The sequence below is a fragment of the Pseudomonadota bacterium genome, from assembly GCA_039033415.1.
GTDB lineage: Bacteria > Pseudomonadota > Gammaproteobacteria > Xanthomonadales > SZUA-38 > JANQOZ01.
The window spans coordinates 63,819-80,406 of sequence record JBCCCR010000033.1 but is presented as its reverse complement, the minus strand read 5'-3'; the positions used below and the strand labels follow the sequence as shown (position 1 = coordinate 80,406).

Annotated in this window: 15 protein-coding genes; 12 read left to right on the top strand and 3 right to left on the bottom strand. The window is 62.3% G+C overall.

What is annotated here, in order from left to right:
• From AAF358_22580 to AAF358_22545, 8 genes are all read left to right on the top strand, one after another.
• The coding region (locus tag AAF358_22580) for a hypothetical protein (protein ID MEM7708357.1) at positions 1-830 on the top strand (830 nt) is incomplete at its 5' end.
• On the top strand, positions 823-1,722 hold the full coding sequence (locus tag AAF358_22575) for a MinD/ParA family protein (GenBank protein MEM7708356.1): 900 nt from the start codon (positions 823-825) through the stop codon (positions 1,720-1,722). The genes AAF358_22580 and AAF358_22575, both read left to right, overlap by 8 nt.
• On the top strand, positions 1,688-2,464 hold the full coding sequence (locus tag AAF358_22570) for an RNA polymerase sigma factor FliA (protein MEM7708355.1): 777 nt from the start codon (positions 1,688-1,690) through the stop codon (positions 2,462-2,464). The genes AAF358_22575 and AAF358_22570 overlap by 35 nt, the downstream gene beginning before the upstream one ends.
• The gene (locus AAF358_22565; GenBank protein MEM7708354.1) at positions 2,461-2,898 is read left to right on the top strand and encodes a hypothetical protein; all 438 of its coding nucleotides are present in this window, start codon (positions 2,461-2,463) and stop codon (positions 2,896-2,898) included. Before AAF358_22570 ends, AAF358_22565 begins: the two co-directional genes overlap by 4 nt.
• Positions 2,899-3,107: 209 nt before the next feature.
• A complete protein-coding gene (pomA, locus tag AAF358_22560; GenBank protein ID MEM7708353.1) occupies positions 3,108-3,875 on the top strand; it encodes a flagellar motor protein PomA in 768 nt (255 codons plus the stop codon).
• Complete coding sequence (locus AAF358_22555) at positions 3,875-4,867, top strand: MotB family protein (protein ID MEM7708352.1); 993 nt, start codon at positions 3,875-3,877, stop codon at positions 4,865-4,867. Before pomA ends, AAF358_22555 begins: the two co-directional genes overlap by 1 nt.
• A 30-nt stretch (positions 4,868-4,897) precedes the next feature.
• Positions 4,898-6,469 carry a GGDEF domain-containing protein gene (locus AAF358_22550; GenBank protein MEM7708351.1) on the top strand — a complete coding sequence of 524 codons (1,572 nt, stop codon included), beginning with the start codon at positions 4,898-4,900 and terminating at the stop codon, positions 6,467-6,469.
• An 18-nt stretch (positions 6,470-6,487) separates the two neighbouring features.
• Positions 6,488-8,287, top strand: a complete 1,800-nt coding sequence (locus AAF358_22545) for an ATP-binding protein (GenBank protein MEM7708350.1) — start codon at positions 6,488-6,490, stop codon at positions 8,285-8,287.
• A 15-nt stretch (positions 8,288-8,302) separates the two neighbouring features.
• On the opposite strand, the gene tadA is transcribed toward AAF358_22545, so the two are convergent.
• The 3 genes from tadA to guaB are packed head-to-tail and all read right to left on the bottom strand — an operon-like array spanning position 8,303 to position 11,825.
• Positions 8,303-8,758, bottom strand: a complete 456-nt coding sequence (gene tadA / locus AAF358_22540) for a tRNA adenosine(34) deaminase TadA (protein MEM7708349.1) — start codon at positions 8,756-8,758, stop codon at positions 8,303-8,305.
• Positions 8,749-10,320, bottom strand: coding sequence for a glutamine-hydrolyzing GMP synthase (gene guaA / locus AAF358_22535; protein MEM7708348.1), 1,572 nt, complete (start codon positions 10,318-10,320; stop codon positions 8,749-8,751). The genes tadA and guaA overlap by 10 nt, the downstream gene beginning before the upstream one ends.
• Before the next feature lie 44 nt (positions 10,321-10,364).
• Positions 10,365-11,825, bottom strand: coding sequence for an IMP dehydrogenase (gene guaB / locus AAF358_22530; GenBank protein ID MEM7708347.1), 1,461 nt, complete (start codon positions 11,823-11,825; stop codon positions 10,365-10,367).
• A gap of 129 nt (positions 11,826-11,954) precedes the next feature.
• On the opposite strand from guaB, the gene xseA reads away from it, so the two are divergent.
• From xseA to AAF358_22510, 4 genes are all read left to right on the top strand, one after another.
• Positions 11,955-13,316, top strand: a complete 1,362-nt coding sequence (gene xseA / locus AAF358_22525) for an exodeoxyribonuclease VII large subunit (protein MEM7708346.1) — start codon at positions 11,955-11,957, stop codon at positions 13,314-13,316.
• Between the two features lie 94 nt (positions 13,317-13,410).
• Positions 13,411-14,073 carry a sigma-70 family RNA polymerase sigma factor gene (locus AAF358_22520; protein ID MEM7708345.1) on the top strand — a complete coding sequence of 221 codons (663 nt, stop codon included), beginning with the start codon at positions 13,411-13,413 and terminating at the stop codon, positions 14,071-14,073.
• Entirely contained in the window at positions 14,060-14,653 is a 594-nt protein-coding gene (locus tag AAF358_22515) for a hypothetical protein (protein MEM7708344.1), read from the top strand. Before AAF358_22520 ends, AAF358_22515 begins: the two co-directional genes overlap by 14 nt.
• Before the next feature lie 153 nt (positions 14,654-14,806).
• The gene (locus tag AAF358_22510; protein ID MEM7708343.1) at positions 14,807-16,570 is read left to right on the top strand and encodes an ABC transporter transmembrane domain-containing protein; all 1,764 of its coding nucleotides are present in this window, start codon (positions 14,807-14,809) and stop codon (positions 16,568-16,570) included.
• Positions 16,571-16,588 lie beyond the last annotated feature (18 nt).

The following is a 16,588-nucleotide window of genomic DNA, read 5'->3' as shown; positions in this document are numbered from 1 at the left end:
TGGCCGGTCGAGATCTAGCTCAGCGTGAGCCGATTGCCGCCGCCTGTTCCGGGTATCTAACCAGCTGCGGTATCAGCCGGAGCGTCAGCGAGAGTCTGCTCAAGAACCTTGAGGAAGGCGGCATACGGGCAACCTGGCACGAGGTGCTGGTTCGCCTGGCCCGCAAGATCCCCGTGACCAACAACAATATTCTGAATCAAGGCGGGCGCATTTTGCTGGCCGGCCCCCAGGGCATGGGGAAAACCGCCGCCATCGCCAAGCTTGCCACCCGTTACCTGTTGGCCCATGGGGCCGATCAAATTGCGCTGATTACCACCGACTGCACGAAAATCGGCGCGTGCGCCCAGCTCGAGCGCATCGCTCAGCTGCTGCAGGTCCCTCTGAGCATCGCCCGCTCCAGCGGCCAGCTGCGGGAGCAGCTCGAACACCATTCGGATAAGTCGCTGGTGCTGGTCGACAGCCCGGGAATCTCGATTCACGGAGAGCGAGGCATCGAGCAGCTGAAGGCCTACGCACAGATCAGCAGCCTGCGGCCCCACTTGGTGCTGTCCGCGGCACTGGCGCCGGCAATATTCAATCAGGCACTCACCCGCTTCAGCCTGCTGGACCCCAAGGGCGTCATCCTCAGCCACGCTGAACAGCTCGAACATGTCGGACCGCTGATCAGCACGCTGGTGGAACGCCGCATCGCGGTGTCCTACCTGTCCACTGGACCTCGAATTCCCGAAGATCTGCGCCCGGCACGGGCCGCGCAGCTCGCCGCGGGCGCGCTATCCCCCGCCACCCGCAAGCTGATCGCCACACAAACCCGGGAGCAGGCCAGTGCTTAGTCGACAGGCTCAAAGCAATACCGCCAGCAGCGGACAACTGGAGCAGTTCATGGACGCCAGCCCGGTCAAGGTCATCGGTATCGCTAGCGGCAAAGGTGGGGTCGGCAAAACCAACACCTGCATTAACCTGGCGCTGGATCTTGCCGGCGCCGATAAGCGCGTAATGATTCTTGACGCTGACCTGGGCCTCGCGAACGTTGACGTCCTGCTCGGACTGCAGCCGACGTTTGACCTGTCCCACGTCCTGAATAAGCAGCGGACGCTCGAGGAGATCCTCGTGTCCGGTCCCGCCGGGATTCAAATCGTGCCGGCAACCTCCGGGGCCCGGCAGATGATGGCCCTGACCCAAGCCCAGCACGAGACATTGAGCCGCAATTTCGCGGCCCTTGCCGGAGAGATCGACTACCTGCTGGTGGACATGGCTGCCGGCATCTCGGACAGCGTGATCTTCATGGCCAGCGGCTGCGATGAGCTGTTGATCGTCGCCTGCAACGAGCCTGCGTCGATCACCGACGCCTACGCCCTGATGAAGGTCCTCAATCGGGATGAGGGCATGCAGCGATTTCATATTCTCAGCAATCGAAACGAGTCGAGCCAGGACGGCCTGACGATGTATTCCAAGCTGGCGGTTGCCTGCGAGCGCTTCCTGAATGTGTCCCCACGCTACGTGGGTGGCATTCCCGAAGACCCCATGGTTCGGCGCGCCGTCGAGCAGCAGCGGGCCGTCGTGGAGCGCTACCCGGGAAGCCCGGCAGCGAGCGCGTTCCGCAAGCTTGGCGAAGCCGTGCGCCGCTGGCCGGAAAGTGAACAAACCCAAAACAGCCCGTTTTTTCAGCGGCTGCTAAAGACCGAACCGGATGCCGGTCACAACAAGGGAGAGCAGAGCCATTAACGGATTAGCCGCATACGCGCAGCCAGAATGCGCACACCCGCAGATTCTGATCGAAGAGCACACGGGACTGATCAAAAAGATCGCCCTGCATCTGGCGGCCAGAGTCCCGCCCACCGTCGACATGGACGACCTGATTCAGGCGGGCGCAATCGGCCTGCTCGAGTCAGCGCAGCGCTTCGATCCCAGCCACGGCGCCAGCTTTGCGACCTACGCCAGTATTCGCATTCGCGGAGCGATGCTCGATGAACTCCGCCGCTATGACTGGTCGCCGCGCTCAACGCGCCGCAAGATCCGGGAGATGTCAGAGGTGATCCGGAAGATTGAGGGTGAAACGGGACGCGAAGCCAGCGAGGCTGACGTTGCTGCCGGCATGGGTATGAGTTCTGAGGACTATCGAAACCTGCTTCAGGACTCGGTGTCCTTTTCTGTTTTCAGCTGGGATGCGCTCTTGGAGCAGCGGGGTGACAGCATCGGCAGCGCGGCGGAAGAGCATGATGACCCTGAGCACCATGTGGAAGCCGGCGCGTTCAGCGAATACCTGGCGAGCGTCATCGAAACGTTGCCGCCTCGGGAGCAAATGGTATTGGCGCTTTACTACGATCAGGAGTGCAACCTGAAAGAGATCGGCCAGATCCTCGGCGTTAGCGAGTCCCGCGTTTGCCAGATTCATGGCCAGATCCTGGCGCGGATGCGTTCGCGCCTCGACCCCGAAATGATTCCTAAAGGGGCAATACCGGCATGATCGATCCGACCATCGTCTCCGCAGCCGCGTTGCTCCTGGCCATCTGCGCCCTGGTCACGGCCTGGGTTGTGGTCCGCAGCAGCCGCGACCAGCAGCGCGATCATCTAACGGAGCTGCGCTTGATCAAAGCTGACGGGCAGCGTTGCCGCCAGGACCTGAAGGACATCTCCGGCGTGGTGAAAGGCCATCTGGGCCAGTCCATGGACCAGCGTCAGCGCCAGACTTCGCTGGAGAGCCGCGTGGCGCTCCTGGAAACCCGACATGACGGCAAAGAAGCCCTCGAAGACGCAAAGAACCTGCTGTCGGAGGGACGCAGCCTCAACGCGCTGGTCCAGCGGGGCAAGCTCAATCCGAGCGAAGCGCATCTGCTGTCGCTGCTGCACCGAAAAGGGGCCGGCATCGACCGAAACCTGGCTCAGGCCGCCGACGCCTGATTCCCCGCCTCGCGCGACTTCTCGAGTCCCTCAACCCAGGCCGGCGCAGTCGGCGTGGCGCAGGGTGCCCTGCCCAACCTTCGCGCGCCAAAAATCCCCGCTCCAAGCTGTTCCAAACCGCGCCTTCGGGCTAAATGTTTTTGCCGATCGGTCGATAGCTAGTCTGAGCATCCATCCCGTGGTGCGTTAGTCAGGCAAAAGACAGCTTTATGGATATAGCAACCCTACTCGGATTGTTGGGCGCGTTCGGCATTATCACTGGCGCCGTCCTGATTGGCGGAAATGCGCTGGGCTTTATCAATGCGCCGTCACTGCTGATTGTCATCGGCGGTACGTTGATGGTGGTGCTGTCGCGGATCACGTTGGCCCAGTTTCTGGGTTCGTTCAAGGTCGCTGTCGGCGCGTTCCTGCACAAAGGACAGTCGCCGGAAGATCTGATTCATGAAGCCGTGGAGCTTGCCACCATCGTTCGCAAGGACGGCATCCTGGCGATTGAGGATAAGCCCATTTCCCATCCCTTCTTTGCCAAGGGCATCAACATGTGTATCGATGGGCAGGATACGGACGTCATCAAGCACTGCCTGTCCAACGACATCAGCCTGACGATCCAGCACCAGACCACGGGCGCCAATACATTTACCGCCACCGGTGAGGTGGCGCCAGCCATGGGCATGATCGGGACACTGATCGGCCTGGTCCAGATGCTGAGCACCATGGAAGATCCAAAGACCATTGGCCCGGCCATGGCGGTGGCCCTGCTTACCACCCTCTATGGCGCGGTGGTCGCTAACGCCATCGCCATTCCGATCGCCGAAAAACTGAAGCTGCGCAGCCGCGAGGAATCGCTCAACAAAAAGCTGATCCTCGAATCGATTCAGGGCATTCAAAGCGGCACCCATCCCAAGGTGTTGGAGCAGCTGCTGATCAACTACTTGCCTCAGGATAAGCGCGACGCGTACTCCACGGCTGACGCCTGATGAGTGACGATCTCGACGCTGGCGTAGAAGAGGACGGCGGCGAAGGCGGCGGTTGGCTAGCAACTTTTGCCGACCTTATGGCGCTACTCATGTGCTTTTTTGTGCTCCTGCTGTCGTTTTCGGAAATGGAAATCAAAAAGTACAAGCAGGTTGCCGGCTCGATGAGCGAAGCCTTCGGTGTCCAGCGTCAGATCAAAAGCAAAGAAATCCCCAAAGGCACGAGCATTATTGCCCAGGAGTTCAGTCCAGGTAAGCCAACCCAAACCTTTACCATCGTCCTCCAGCAGGAAACCACCGACCAGAACAAGCAGAACCTCGACTTCAGCGACTCCGAATTCAAGGGGAAGGCTGAGGAAACGGCGGACCCAACGGAGAAGCCTGACCAGCCGGTCGAAGATCCCACCGACAAGCCGCCGATCGATCCGTCCATCCTCGAGGCCGCGAAGATGATCGCCAAAGCCCTGAACGAAGAAATTGAGCTAGGCATGATCGAAGTTGTCGCCACGCCTGAGCGCGTGGCCATTCGCGTGCGGGAAAAGGGTTCGTTTGAGTCGGGCAGTGCCACGCTGAGCGAACAGTTTTTGCCGGTCCTCGAAAAGATGACCGAGACGCTGAAGGTTACCGAGGGCGAGGTGGTGGTCGCGGGCCACACCGACGATGTTCCGATCAAGACCGCGCGCTATCCGTCGAACTGGGAGCTTTCCTCGGCTCGAGCCGCCGCGTTTGTTCGCTACATGACCGACGAAGCCGCGCTTGCCGCCGATCGGCTCCAGATTCGCGGGTTCGCCGACACGCGGCCAATTGTCCCTAACGACACCGCCGAAAATCGCGCCACCAACCGGCGGGTTGAGGTTTCCCTGGTGCTGCCGACAAAGAATGTGACAAATGTCGGCGAAATGCTTCAGAAATCTGAGCCACCGGCCGATATGAAAGAAATGAAGCCCGAAATCCCCGAACCGCCAGCTCGGGATCTGACCAACAGAGCGCAGTAAACCTGTGAAAAGCGAGACAACAAGATGGCTGTGAATACCGCTACCTCACCCAGCAGTTCCCCTAGACCTTCTCAGGCTGAGGCCTCGGAACGTGGCCAGGAGCAGCTGGTTGAACAGCTTCGCAACGGCATCATTCGCATGAGCCATGCAGCGTCGGGCATCGACGACGAGCTCGACGCCCAGCTGGGTATGCTGCGCAAAAAGATGCGCAACACCACCAGCGCACCGGTGGTGGAAGCCCTGGTCGCCGAGGTTTCAAAAGGCATTTTGGCCATCGACGCCAAAACCAAACGCACCCGCGCCGACAATGCCAACATCGGTCATCGCCTGCTGCACGTTATCGACCTGCTGAAGCCCGGCTGGCAGCTTCGCCGCAAGCGCAAGAGCCTTGCTAACTCGCTGCGGAACGATCGCTGCGACTTTCAGAAGTTTCTGAAGGAATACCACGAGACGTTGCAGGGTGCCCTCCAGGCCCGCCTTGCGCCGAGTGACGGCAAAAAGGGCCAGCCGGCCGGGGACACCGGACAGGCGGCCGCGGATTCTGAAGCCACCGCCGAAGCGCTTGAGCACATGCGCAATACGCTGCTGGTCCTGGTGAATCATCTCGAGAGTGACGAGGTGCAGGTCGAGCAGGTCAACGCGCTGCGCAAACAGCTCGCCGAAACCCTGGTCTTCGACTCGATGCCAGACATTTTGGAATCGGTGGCTGAGCTGGCTGGCGAGATCCGACGCACTGAGCAGAAGCGCTTCGAAGAATTTGTGCAGCAAATGGCCGGGCAGTTCGACGAGCTGGAGGCCAGCATCAAGAGCAGCGTAGGCGACGAACAAGATGCCTACGCCGAGCGCACACGCCTGCAGGAAGAACTGTCTCGCGGCGCTGAGAGTATCCGAGGAAAGATCGCGAGCTCCACCAACCTGCGCCAGCTCCAGCAGGCGGTTGAGAGTGAGGTCGATCAGATGACCGGCACGCTCAATACGTTTAACGAGGTGGAAGCCATCCGGCACAAGAAGTTTGAAGCGAGCATCGGCCTTCTTCAGGACAAGCTCGGCGAAGCGCACGCTGAATGCAACGAGCTTTACAACGAAATCAGCCATCTGCGTGTCAAAACGCAGCTGGACCCGCTCACCGGGCTGCCCAATCGATCAGGCTTTCTGGAGCGCGCGCAGCAGGAGTTTGAGCGCGCGGTGCGTTACGGCAACAAGCTGTCGCTGGCCGTCGCCGACATCGATCACTTTAAACTGGTCAACGATCGCTACGGCCACAAGGCGGGCGACACCGTGATCGTTGAGGTTGGCGCACTGATCGCCGGCAACCTTCGCAAATCCGACTTTGTCTGCCGCTACGGCGGCGAAGAGTTTGTGATCCTCCTGGTCGAAACGCCCTTGGAAAAGGCGGTACCCGTCGCCGAGAAGATCCGCGAGGCGATCGGCAACTGCCCGTTTGCGTTTCGCGATAAGCGGGTACAGGTCACCATCTCGGTGGGCATCGCCGAGCTTGAGCCAGGTCAATCGATCTCCGACCTCGTCGAAAAGGCTGACGTGTCGCTCTACGCCGCGAAGAGCGCCGGGCGCAACTGCACGATCTCGAGCGCCACCCACTAACCCTGACGGACCAACTCCATGAGCGATCCACGGCCCACACTGAAAGAAATCTTCCTCGGCAAGAAGGCCTCCCGGGATGTGCTGATACCGGCTAACTTCGGCACCGGCGGCGAACAGCAAACCATCGATATCGCCAAGGGTTTAGTCGCCAACGCCCCCATGCCCGGCCCTTTTGCCGGCATGATCAATGAAACGGCCGCCAATCAGGATTTCTCACACGACACCAAAGACTTTGGAACGCTCACCTGGGATTCGCAGCGGAACGAAATCACGCTCGATGCCGTGCTGTGTCAGATCGCGGGCATCGACTCCCCGATGATGGGGGCGCGCCTCAAAGACTTTCTGGCGCTCGTGTCCGACAGCACCCGGGATCAGCTCGCGGACGGACTGCGCCGCAGTCTGCAAACCGGCCGCGACCTCGAATGCACCTGCTATCTCGGCACTGACCCGCAGACCGCCACGGAGGTTCGCATCCTCGGCAAGACGCTGCCGGACGCACAAGGGCGACCGGCGTCCGTGGTGTGCGCCGTGCAGCCGAGGGTGCCCTTAGGGCGGCCGAAGGTTCGTAACGATACGCCGCTGGCGAAAACCTGCCACGATCTGCGAACGCCGCTGAACGCAATCCGCGGCTATTCGCAGATGATGCAGAAGGACCCTTTGACCGAACGGCAGCGCGAATGCCTGACCAAGGTCGAAACGCAATGTCATGCCATGTTGTCCACCATCGACAGCGAGTTGGGAGAAACCAGCGAAGCTACGCCGGAGGGAACGGGTTTCTCAGCGTTTGAGCTGATCAGCGACGTTGCGGAGATGTTTAACGCCACCGGCCTGCCCGATAGCGTGTCATTAAGCTGGAAGATGCAGGACAACAACTGCATGGTGCATACCGATCGCGTCAAGCTGCGCCGGATCCTGGTGAACCTGGTCGACAACGCTATCAAGCACACGCAGGCCGGTGAGATTTTGATTACCGGTGAACTCGGTACGGACGAGCAGCTCTCCCTGAGCGTTACCGATACCGGCTGCGGAATCCCGGCTGAAGTGATGCCGCGCGTCTTTGAACCGTTCTTCCGGCTCGAGCAGGTTGGCGGACAGGTGGGCGCAGGCCTCGGGCTGGCAATCTGCCGCGACCTCACCCAGCAGCTTGAGGGGTCAATCGAAGCGGAGAGCGAACCCGGTCAGGGAAGCTGCTTCACGGTGAAGGTTCCGGTTTCCGTGACCGAAAATCGGCGTCGTCGAGATACCCAGGGCCGAACTCCGTCCCTGCTCCTCGTCGGCGACAACAGTTTTCATAACCGATGCATCAGCGACACGCTCGCTCATCAGGGACAGCCCGTAAGCCGGATCGAAAATCTGAGCAAAGCCAGCGACAACCTGGATGCCCAGCTGGTGATGCTCGACTGCAGCGACAATCCCGACGCCGTATCGATGGTCAGCGAAGTACGCTCGCGGCTCCCAACCAGCGCCATCGTGACCATCTGCGACTCGCTCGATGGGGTCAGCGCCGATCAGCTGTTGAGCGCGGGGGCCGACACGCTGCTGATCAAGCCCTTTATGGCGCGAGAGCTCACGGCCACCATCGACAGCGCGTTGAAGCAGGCCCAGCACCGAACGCCGCCGCGCGAGGTCAGAATTCCGGCCAACGTGGCAAAGTCGCTGGGCGAAGCCGCCGAGCGTGCCGACGTCGACGGCCTGGAAAACCTGATCGGCGAGCTGGAGACCATCGACCAAGCGCTCGCCGGCGACCTCAAGGAAATGACCCGCAAGTTCGACTACGACGGGCTGATGGACACGGTTTCCGGCAAGCGCCGGGACTAAAGAACCGCCGGCAGGCTAGCGTCGCGCTCGAAAGAACGCCCTTAACATCGCAGAGGATTCGTCAGCCAGCACGCCGCTGGTGACGTCGAGCCGGTGATTGCCATAGCTGCCATCGGTCAGATCAATCGCTGAACCCGCGGCACCGGTGCGCGGGTCCGGGGCGCCGAAGACCAGCCGGCGAATCCGCGCATGAATCATGGCTCCGGTGCACATCGCACACGGTTCCAGCGTGACGTAAAGGTCACACTCCGGTAACCGGTAGTTCGACACCGCTGCACCCGCCCTGCGAAGCGCTCGAATTTCGGCGTGGCCCGTCGGATCATGAACGCTGATCGGCGCGTTGTGGGCCTCAGCGACCACCTCTCCGTCCCGCACAATCACACAGCCGACCGGCACCTCTCCCAGACGCTCCGCATCCTTGGCCAGACGCAGCGCTCGGGCCATGAGCGCCTCGTCGGCGGCTATTCCCATTCGATGGTGGCGGGGGGTTTGCCGGAAATGTCATAGACCACGCGGGAAATGCCGCTGATCTCGTTGATGATGCGCCGGGACACGTGCTCGAGGAAATCGTAAGGCAAACGTGCCCAGCGGGCCGTCATAAAGTCCACCGTCTCGACCGCTCGGAGCGCGATGACGTACTCGTAGGCGCGGCCGTCGCCAACCACGCCAACCGATTTGACCGGCAGGAACACCGCGAAAGCTTGGCTTACGTCGTCGTAAAGCCCGGCCTCGTGGAGGCACTCGATAAACACATCGTCCGCACGAGCCAGAAGGTCCGCGAACTCTTCCTTGACCTCACCAAGAATGCGAACACCCAAACCGGGCCCCGGAAACGGATGGCGGAATACCATCTCGCGAGGAAGACCGAGCTCGAGCCCAATTTTCCGCACCTCGTCTTTGAACAGCTCGCGCAGCGGTTCAACCAGCTCCAGCGCCATATCCTCCGGCAGCCCGCCCACGTTGTGATGGGATTTGATGACGTGGGCTTTACCGGTTGCTGCACCGGCCGATTCGATCACGTCCGGGTAGATGGTGCCCTGAGCGAGCCAGCGTACGCCATCGAGCCGGGCGGCCTCTGCGTCAAAAATCTCGATGAACTTCCGACCGATGATTTTGCGCTTCTGCTCGGGGTCAGTCACGCCGGCCAGCGCGCCGAAGAACTGCTCACACGCATCGACCCTGAGCACCTTGACGCCCATATTCGCCGCCATGGTCGCCATCACCTGATCACCTTCGTTAAGCCGCAGCAGGCCGGTGTCCACGAAAATGCAGGTCAGCTGCTCGCCGATCGCTTCGTGCAGCAGCGCGGCGACCACCGACGAATCGACACCGCCGGAGAGTCCGAGCAGCACCTGATCGGAGCCAACTTTCTCCCGCACGTCCGCAATCGTGCTCTCAACGATCGACGCCGGCGTCCACAGCGGTTCGCAGCGGCAGACATCCAGGACAAAATGGCGAAGCATCGCCTCGCCCTGGCGGGTATGGGTGACCTCCGGATGCCACTGCAGCGCAAAGATTTTTCGATCCAAATCCTGCATGGCCGCAATAGGGGCAGAAGCGGTGCGCGCGACGCACTCAAAGCCCTCCGGCACAACCACCACGTGGTCGCCGTGGCTCATCCAGACGTCGAGCTCCCTGGGCTGATCGGACTCCCGATCGCTCAGGCCGTCCAGCAGCGGGCTTTTCCCGACGGGCTCCACCGACGCATAGCCAAACTCCCGCCGGTCCGCCGCCTCGACGGTGCCGCCAAAGTAGGCCGCCAACGCCTGCATGCCGTAGCAGATGCCCAGGATCGGGACGCCGAGCTCCACCACACACTCCGGGAGCTGCGGCGTGCTGTCACCGTGAACCGACTCCGGCCCACCCGACAGCACCACGCCGCTCGGCTTGAGGCCGGTGATCAGCGCCTCCGGCGCATCCCAGGGAAAAATCTCGCAATAGACGCCGATTTCCCGAATCCGGCGCGCGATCAGCTGCGTGTACTGGGCACCGAAGTCGAGCACCAGCAGACGGTGATCATGGATATCTGTCATGGATTGGCTGTCATGGATTGGCAGTCATGGATTGGGCAGGGCTCTCAGCGCTGCGGTCGATAGTTGGGCGGCTCTTTGGTGATCGTCACGTCGTGCGCGTGCGACTCCTGGACGCCGGCGTTGGTGACCCGAACAAATTCCGAGTTCTGCCGCATGTCGTCCAGCGTCGCGCAGCCGCAGTAGCCCATGCTGGAACGCAAACCACCCGCGAGCTGATGCAGCACCGCTCGCAGCGGGCCTTTGTACGGCACCCTGCCCTCGATGCCCTCCGGCACCAGCTTGTCTTCGGTGACCTCATCCTGGAAATACCGGTCGGAGGAGCCGCGCTGCATCGCGCCGATGGATCCCATGCCGCGGTAGCTTTTGTAGGAACGGCCCTGGTACAGCTCAACCTCGCCGGGCGCCTCTTCGGTCCCGGCAAACAGCCCGCCGATCATCACGCTGTGGGCGCCGGCCGCCACCGCTTTGGCCAGGTCACCGGAGTAGCGTACGCCACCGTCAGCGATCAGCGGCACGTTGTGCTCTTTGAGCGCCTCAGCGACGTTCATCACCGCCGACACCTGCGGCACACCCACGCCCGCCACTACCCGCGTGGTGCAGATCGACCCAGGCCCAACGCCGACCTTGACCGCGTCAGCACCGGCCTCGACCAGCGCCAGGGCGCCCTCGGCCGTGGTGATGTTGCCGCCCACGATCTGCACATCCGGATACTGCTCTTTGATCCAGCGCACCCGGGCCAAGACTCCCTCACTGTGACCGTGGGCCGTATCGACGACAATCACGTCGACGTTGGATTCGGTCAACATGGCCACGCGCTGTTCGGTGTCGCCGCCCACGCCTACTGCCGCCGCAACGCGCAAGCGCTCGTGTTCGTCTTTGCAGGAGTCGGGATGCTCTTTGGATTTCTGCATGTCCTTGACGGTGATCAGGCCGCGCAGCTCAAAGGCATCGTTCACCACCAGCACCTTTTCAATGCGGTTTTTGTGCAGCAGCTGGAGTACTTCGTCAGACTCGTAGTCTTCCGATACGGTCACCAGGTCGTCGCGGCGGGTCATGATGTTTCGGACCGGGTCGTCGAGCTTGCGCTCAAAGCGCATGTCTCGGCTGGTGACGATCCCGACCAGGCCTTCCTCGTCCACCACAGGCACGCCGGAGATGTTTCGTGCGTTGGTGAGCTCAAGTACCTCCCGGATGGTGGTATAGGGGCCGACCGTAATCGGGTCCCGAATCACCCCCGCCTCAAATTTCTTCACCTGCCGAACCTGGCGCGCCTGCTCCTGCGGGGTCATATTCTTGTGAATCACACCGATCCCGCCTTCCTGGGCAATGGTGATTGCGAGGCGAGCTTCGGTGACCGTGTCCATCGCTGATGACACGAGCGGGACTTTCAGGGCGATTTCCCGGGTGAAGCGCGTGGTGAGATCCACCTCGGACGGCAAAACGTTGGAGTAAGCAGGGATCAGGGACACGTCATCGAAGGTGAGCGCGTCTTGTTTGATTCGCATCGGCCAGGTTCCTTATGCAGGGGCGGGAGGCGGCCCGACTAAATCGCCCCATTTTATCTCATTAGCGAAGCCAAAGGCACGTGCTACATTTATCGGCCGGCGGGCCAGGCCCGCGATTGCAGGAAGACCGTGTCCACCAACGACCTGTTCAGCGAACGACAGATCTATACACCCAGCGGCCTCAATCGCCAGATCCGGAGCCTGCTCGAGGGAGAGTTCGGACTGATCTGGCTCGAAGGCGAAATCTCCAACCTGTCGACGCCCGCCTCCGGTCACGCTTACTTCACCCTGAAGGACGCCAGCGCCCAGGTGCGTTGCGCGCTGTTCCGCAATCGGCGAGCCGGCGTGAAGCTCGCGGCGGGCATGCATATTGTGGTGCGGGCACGGGTCAGCCTCTACGAAGCGCGGGGCGAATATCAGCTGATCGTCGAGTCCGTTGAGCTCGCGGGTGAGGGGCTGCTGAGGGCCCAGTTTGAGGCGCTTAAGAAGCGGCTGGCTGCGGAGGGGCTCTTTGATCCGGCCAAAAAGCGTTCCCTGCCGACGTTTCCGAAGCACCTTGCGGTGGTCACGTCACCGACCGGCGCCGCCCTGCGGGACGTGCTGAGCGTGCTCGAACGACGGTTTCCCGCGGTGCGCGTGACGGTCTGCGGGAGTCTGGTTCAGGGCGAGTCCGCGCCGTCGGCGCTCATCAAGGCACTCCGAGACGCAGCCGCGCTGGTTCCCGACGTGGTATTGATGACCCGCGGCGGCGGATCGCTGGAAGACCTCTGGGCCTTCAACGACGAGGCCCTGGCGAGGGCCATCGCCGCGTGTCCCGTGCCCGTGGTCAGCGCGGTGGGGCACGAGGTGGATTTTTCCATCGCCGACTTTGTCGCTGACGCGCGCGCGGCCACGCCCTCTGCCGCCGCGGAACTGCTCGTTCCCGACAGCGCTGAGCTCAAGCGACGCGTCGAGCAGCTGACCCGGCTGCTCCTTCGTCGTTTTCAGTCAAACCAGGCGCAGCGCCAGCTGAGGCTGGGAGAACTGGCTGATCGGCTCGGCCGAGCGCAGCCAGCCGCCAGGATCCACCGGCGACGGGAGCGTCTCAGCGAGCTCTTGCGGCGGCTGGGACAGCAGCAGCAAGGTCAGCTTCGACGCTATCGGGAGCGGATTGGGTCCCTTACCCACCGACTGATGCAGCGGAATCCGACAGTTGCCGTGGCCAGCGATCGCCAGCACCTTGAACGCCTGGTTCGGAGGCTCAGCCAGGCCATGAGCCGCCGGCTTGAGCTGAGCGCCAGGCAACTCGATACCGCCAGCCGCGGCCTGCAAGCGGTCAGCCCCGTGGCGGTGCTCAACCGCGGCTATTCGGTAACCTACGACAGCGAGGGCGCGGTGATCCGTTCCAGCACTGGGCTGAAGCCCGGCCAAGCCCTCATCACCCGCCTGGCCGAGGGCGAGGTGGGTTCGACGGTGACCGAGGTGAAGCGGGAAGACGGGCAAAGCTCATGATGCAAGGCCGAGCGCGGTTTAACCCCATCACGCTGGATCAGCCGTTTATGTTTTCGAGAGATTTGCCGTGTCCTGGGGCGTGGAGACCGTCAGCTTGGGAATAACCGGAACCGAAGGCGTCGTAGGCGCGCGTTGGCCTTTGGACGAAGGCAGCGAGGCCTCGCCGAGCGACGACCCGGCTGCCAACGCCGGGCAAAACGACCAGGCCCGCGGTGAGGCGGACAGCGTCGGCAGCGAGACGCTCATGCAGGCGTTTGCGTCCGGCGACAGCGCGGCGTTCGATCAGCTTTATCGCCGCCACGGACCAGGGTTATTTCGTTTTGTCTATCGCCACGTGGGGCGTCAGGCGCAGGCAGAGGAAATCTACCAGGACACCTGGCTTAAAGTTGTAGATGCGCGCCGACGCTATCGGCCCAAGGCACAGTTTCAAACCTGGCTCTACCGGATCGCGCACCACCGGATCATCGACTGGTATCGCAAGTCACGGTCCTTGCCCCTGGCCGCACCGGAAGCGGTTCCAGATCAGCCACAGACAGACGAACCGACTCGCCGCCAGGTGGCTCAGACGCTCCATCGAGCGCTGCTGGAGCTACCGCTGGAACAGCGCAGCACTGTGTTGCTGCACCTGGAGCGAAACCTCACGCTCCGGGAAATTGCAAGCATCTGCGGCTGCGGCCGGGAGACCGTTAAAAGCCGGATGCGTTACGCCACCGCGCGCTTGCGAAAAGCGCTGGGAGGACTTTATGACGAACTTTGAGGCCGGTCCGAAGTCGATCGGAGACGCACCGGAGCGACTGGAATCGAACCCGAAACTTGCCCGGGCGTATCAGGCGCTGACGCAGGAGACTGAAATCCGTGGTCCCGCGATGTCAGTCGATGACGCAATTCGCGAACGGGCCCACCGGCCGGCGCCGGGCGGTCGCTGGATCTGGCCAGCCAGCCTCGCAGCGTCGCTGGCGTTGTGCACAACCTTGGTATTTCAACTCGCTAAGGTGGTGCAACCTAACCTGCCCTCGGGCCCCACGAGGACCAGTCCACTGGTGACCGCGCCGGAGCTCAGCGCGCCGCAGGACCGGTCAGCGCCTGCCGTCGGTGCCGGCGCAGTCGACACTGGCGTAACCTCAGTTGCGGACGCGACCGAAGCGGCGCCCGCGCTGGACTCCCCCGAATTCTGGTGGGAACAGCTCAGGCTTCACGCTCGGAACGCCGACCGGGAGGGATTTCTGGCCACCTGGGAGGTGTATCAGCAGCATCGAGACGATACGCCTTTGCCGGCCGACCTGCGACAATGGATCGCTGACAACCAGCTGCCGCTCACCGACCTGACCGACGGCTGACTGACCCAACGCGGGCCTCGCAGCCGCGCGCGAGGCCGAGGCCTGCGCTTGCCGATTCATTCACCCCGTTGCGCGCCCTCGCCTCAGCGCGCACAGGTTGTGCACGTCTCCTGTGAGACAATTTGCGCTGCAAATCGATAAGCGACCCAGCCGTTGGCGGATCAAGACCGAAAACCCTCCAAAAATCTGGCGATTCTCAAGCGCCTTTGGCCCTTCATTCAGCCTTATCTGTCCAAGCTCCTACTGGCGCTGGCGCTTCTGGTGCTGGGAGCTGCCACCACGCTGAGCCTCCCGATTGCCGTGAGGCAGATGATCGACCTGGGTTTCGATCCCGCACAGCAGTCCGCGATCACCCGATACTTTCTGCTGCTCCTGGGCGTGGCGCTCGCGATGGGGCTGTTCACCAGCCTCCGCTACTTCTGGGTCTCCTGGATCGGACAGCGCGTGGTCGCCGACCTCCGGCGCGCGGTCTATCGGAAAATCCTGTCGTTTTCGCCCGCGTTTTTTGAGACAACCCGCACGGGTGAGGTGCTGTCCCGGATCAACACAGACACAACGCTCGTCGAGGTGGTGGTCGGCAGCACGTTTTCCATTACGCTTCGCTCCGCGGTGATGTTTCTCGGGGCCAGCGCCATGATGATCATCACCAGCCCCTGGCTGGCGCTGCTGATCGGGCTGCTGATTCCACTGATCATCGCCCCGATCGTGTTCATGGGGCGCTGGGTCAGACGTCTGTCGAAGGCCAATCAGGATCGGATCGCGGATATGTCCGCCACGGCGACGGAAACGATCAACGCCATTAAAACGGTGCAGTCGTACGCCCAGGACGCTCGCGAAACGAAGCGCTTCAGCGATAACGCCGAGGCGGTTTTTGGCATCGCCCGCCAGCGGATCCGCGCGGAGACCATCATGGGTATCCTGATCGTCTGGCTCATGTTTGGCGGGATGATTGGCGTCCTGTGGATCGGGGCTCAGGAGGTAATCGAAGGCACAATGTCTGCCGGCACGCTCAGCCAGTTTGTGCTCTACGCCATCATCGCGGCCACGACAACCGGCGCTTTGACCCAGGTCTACGGCGAGCTGCAGCGCGCCGCGGGGGCACTCGAACGGATACTGGAGATGCTGGAGCTGGAGCCGGAGATTCGTTCGCCGGCCAATCCTCGGCCTGCGGCGTCCAGAGCTCGAGGGCGGCTCGACTTCAACAACCTGAGCTTCGCCTACCCCTCTCGCCTGGAGCGGCGGGTCCTGGATGACATCCAGCTCACGATCGAGCCCGGCGAAAAGGTGGCGCTAGTCGGCCCTTCGGGTGCCGGCAAGTCAACCGTGTTTCAGCTTTTGATGCGATTCTACGACCCGACCGCCGGTCAGCTTTTGCTGGACGGCGTCCCGATCAGCGAGCTCGACCTCCTGGCCTACCGCCGCCAGCTGGCACTCGTCGCCCAGGATGTGACGATGTTTTCCAGCAACGCTCTGGAAAACATCCGTTACGGCAATCCGGGCGCAAGCCGGGAGCAGGTCGAGGAAGCGGCCCGTTCAGCGTTTGCCCATGACTTCATTACGGATCTGAAAGAAGGGTACGACACATTCCTGGGCGAGCGCGGCGTCCGGTTATCGGGTGGCCAGGCACAGCGCATTGCGATCGCCCGTGCGCTGCTCACCGACCCGCCGGTACTGCTGCTTGACGAAGCGACCAGCGCCCTGGATGCCGAGAGCGAGCGTGTCGTGCAGCAGGCGCTGGACGCGGTTATGGAAGGACGAACCACCCTGATCATCGCGCACCGCCTGGCTACCGTGCGCCAGGCTGACCGAATTCTCGTGATGGATAACGGCAAGATTGTGGCACAGGGAACACACGATTCGCTCACCCGCGAGTCCGAGCTATACGCTCACCTGGCGAGCCTGCAGTTCGCCGCCTGAGGACCCCGCCCGCGCGGG

What these genes read in the sequence shown, in the direction of transcription:
- guaA (MEM7708348.1), bottom strand. Translation starts at nt 10,320, where the DNA reads ATGACAGATATCCATGATCACCGTCTGCTGGTGCTCGACTTCGGTGCC.
- AAF358_22565 (MEM7708354.1), top strand. Translation starts at nt 2,461, where the DNA reads ATGATCGATCCGACCATCGTCTCCGCAGCCGCGTTGCTCCTGGCCATC.
- pomA (MEM7708353.1), top strand. Translation starts at nt 3,108, where the DNA reads ATGGATATAGCAACCCTACTCGGATTGTTGGGCGCGTTCGGCATTATC.
- AAF358_22515 (MEM7708344.1), top strand. Translation starts at nt 14,060, where the DNA reads ATGACGAACTTTGAGGCCGGTCCGAAGTCGATCGGAGACGCACCGGAG.
- AAF358_22555 (MEM7708352.1), top strand. Translation starts at nt 3,875, where the DNA reads ATGAGTGACGATCTCGACGCTGGCGTAGAAGAGGACGGCGGCGAAGGC.
- AAF358_22570 (MEM7708355.1), top strand. Translation starts at nt 1,688, where the DNA reads ATGCCGGTCACAACAAGGGAGAGCAGAGCCATTAACGGATTAGCCGCA.
- tadA (MEM7708349.1), bottom strand. Translation starts at nt 8,758, where the DNA reads ATGGGAATAGCCGCCGACGAGGCGCTCATGGCCCGAGCGCTGCGTCTG.
- guaB (MEM7708347.1), bottom strand. Translation starts at nt 11,825, where the DNA reads ATGCGAATCAAACAAGACGCGCTCACCTTCGATGACGTGTCCCTGATC.
- AAF358_22545 (MEM7708350.1), top strand. Translation starts at nt 6,488, where the DNA reads ATGAGCGATCCACGGCCCACACTGAAAGAAATCTTCCTCGGCAAGAAG.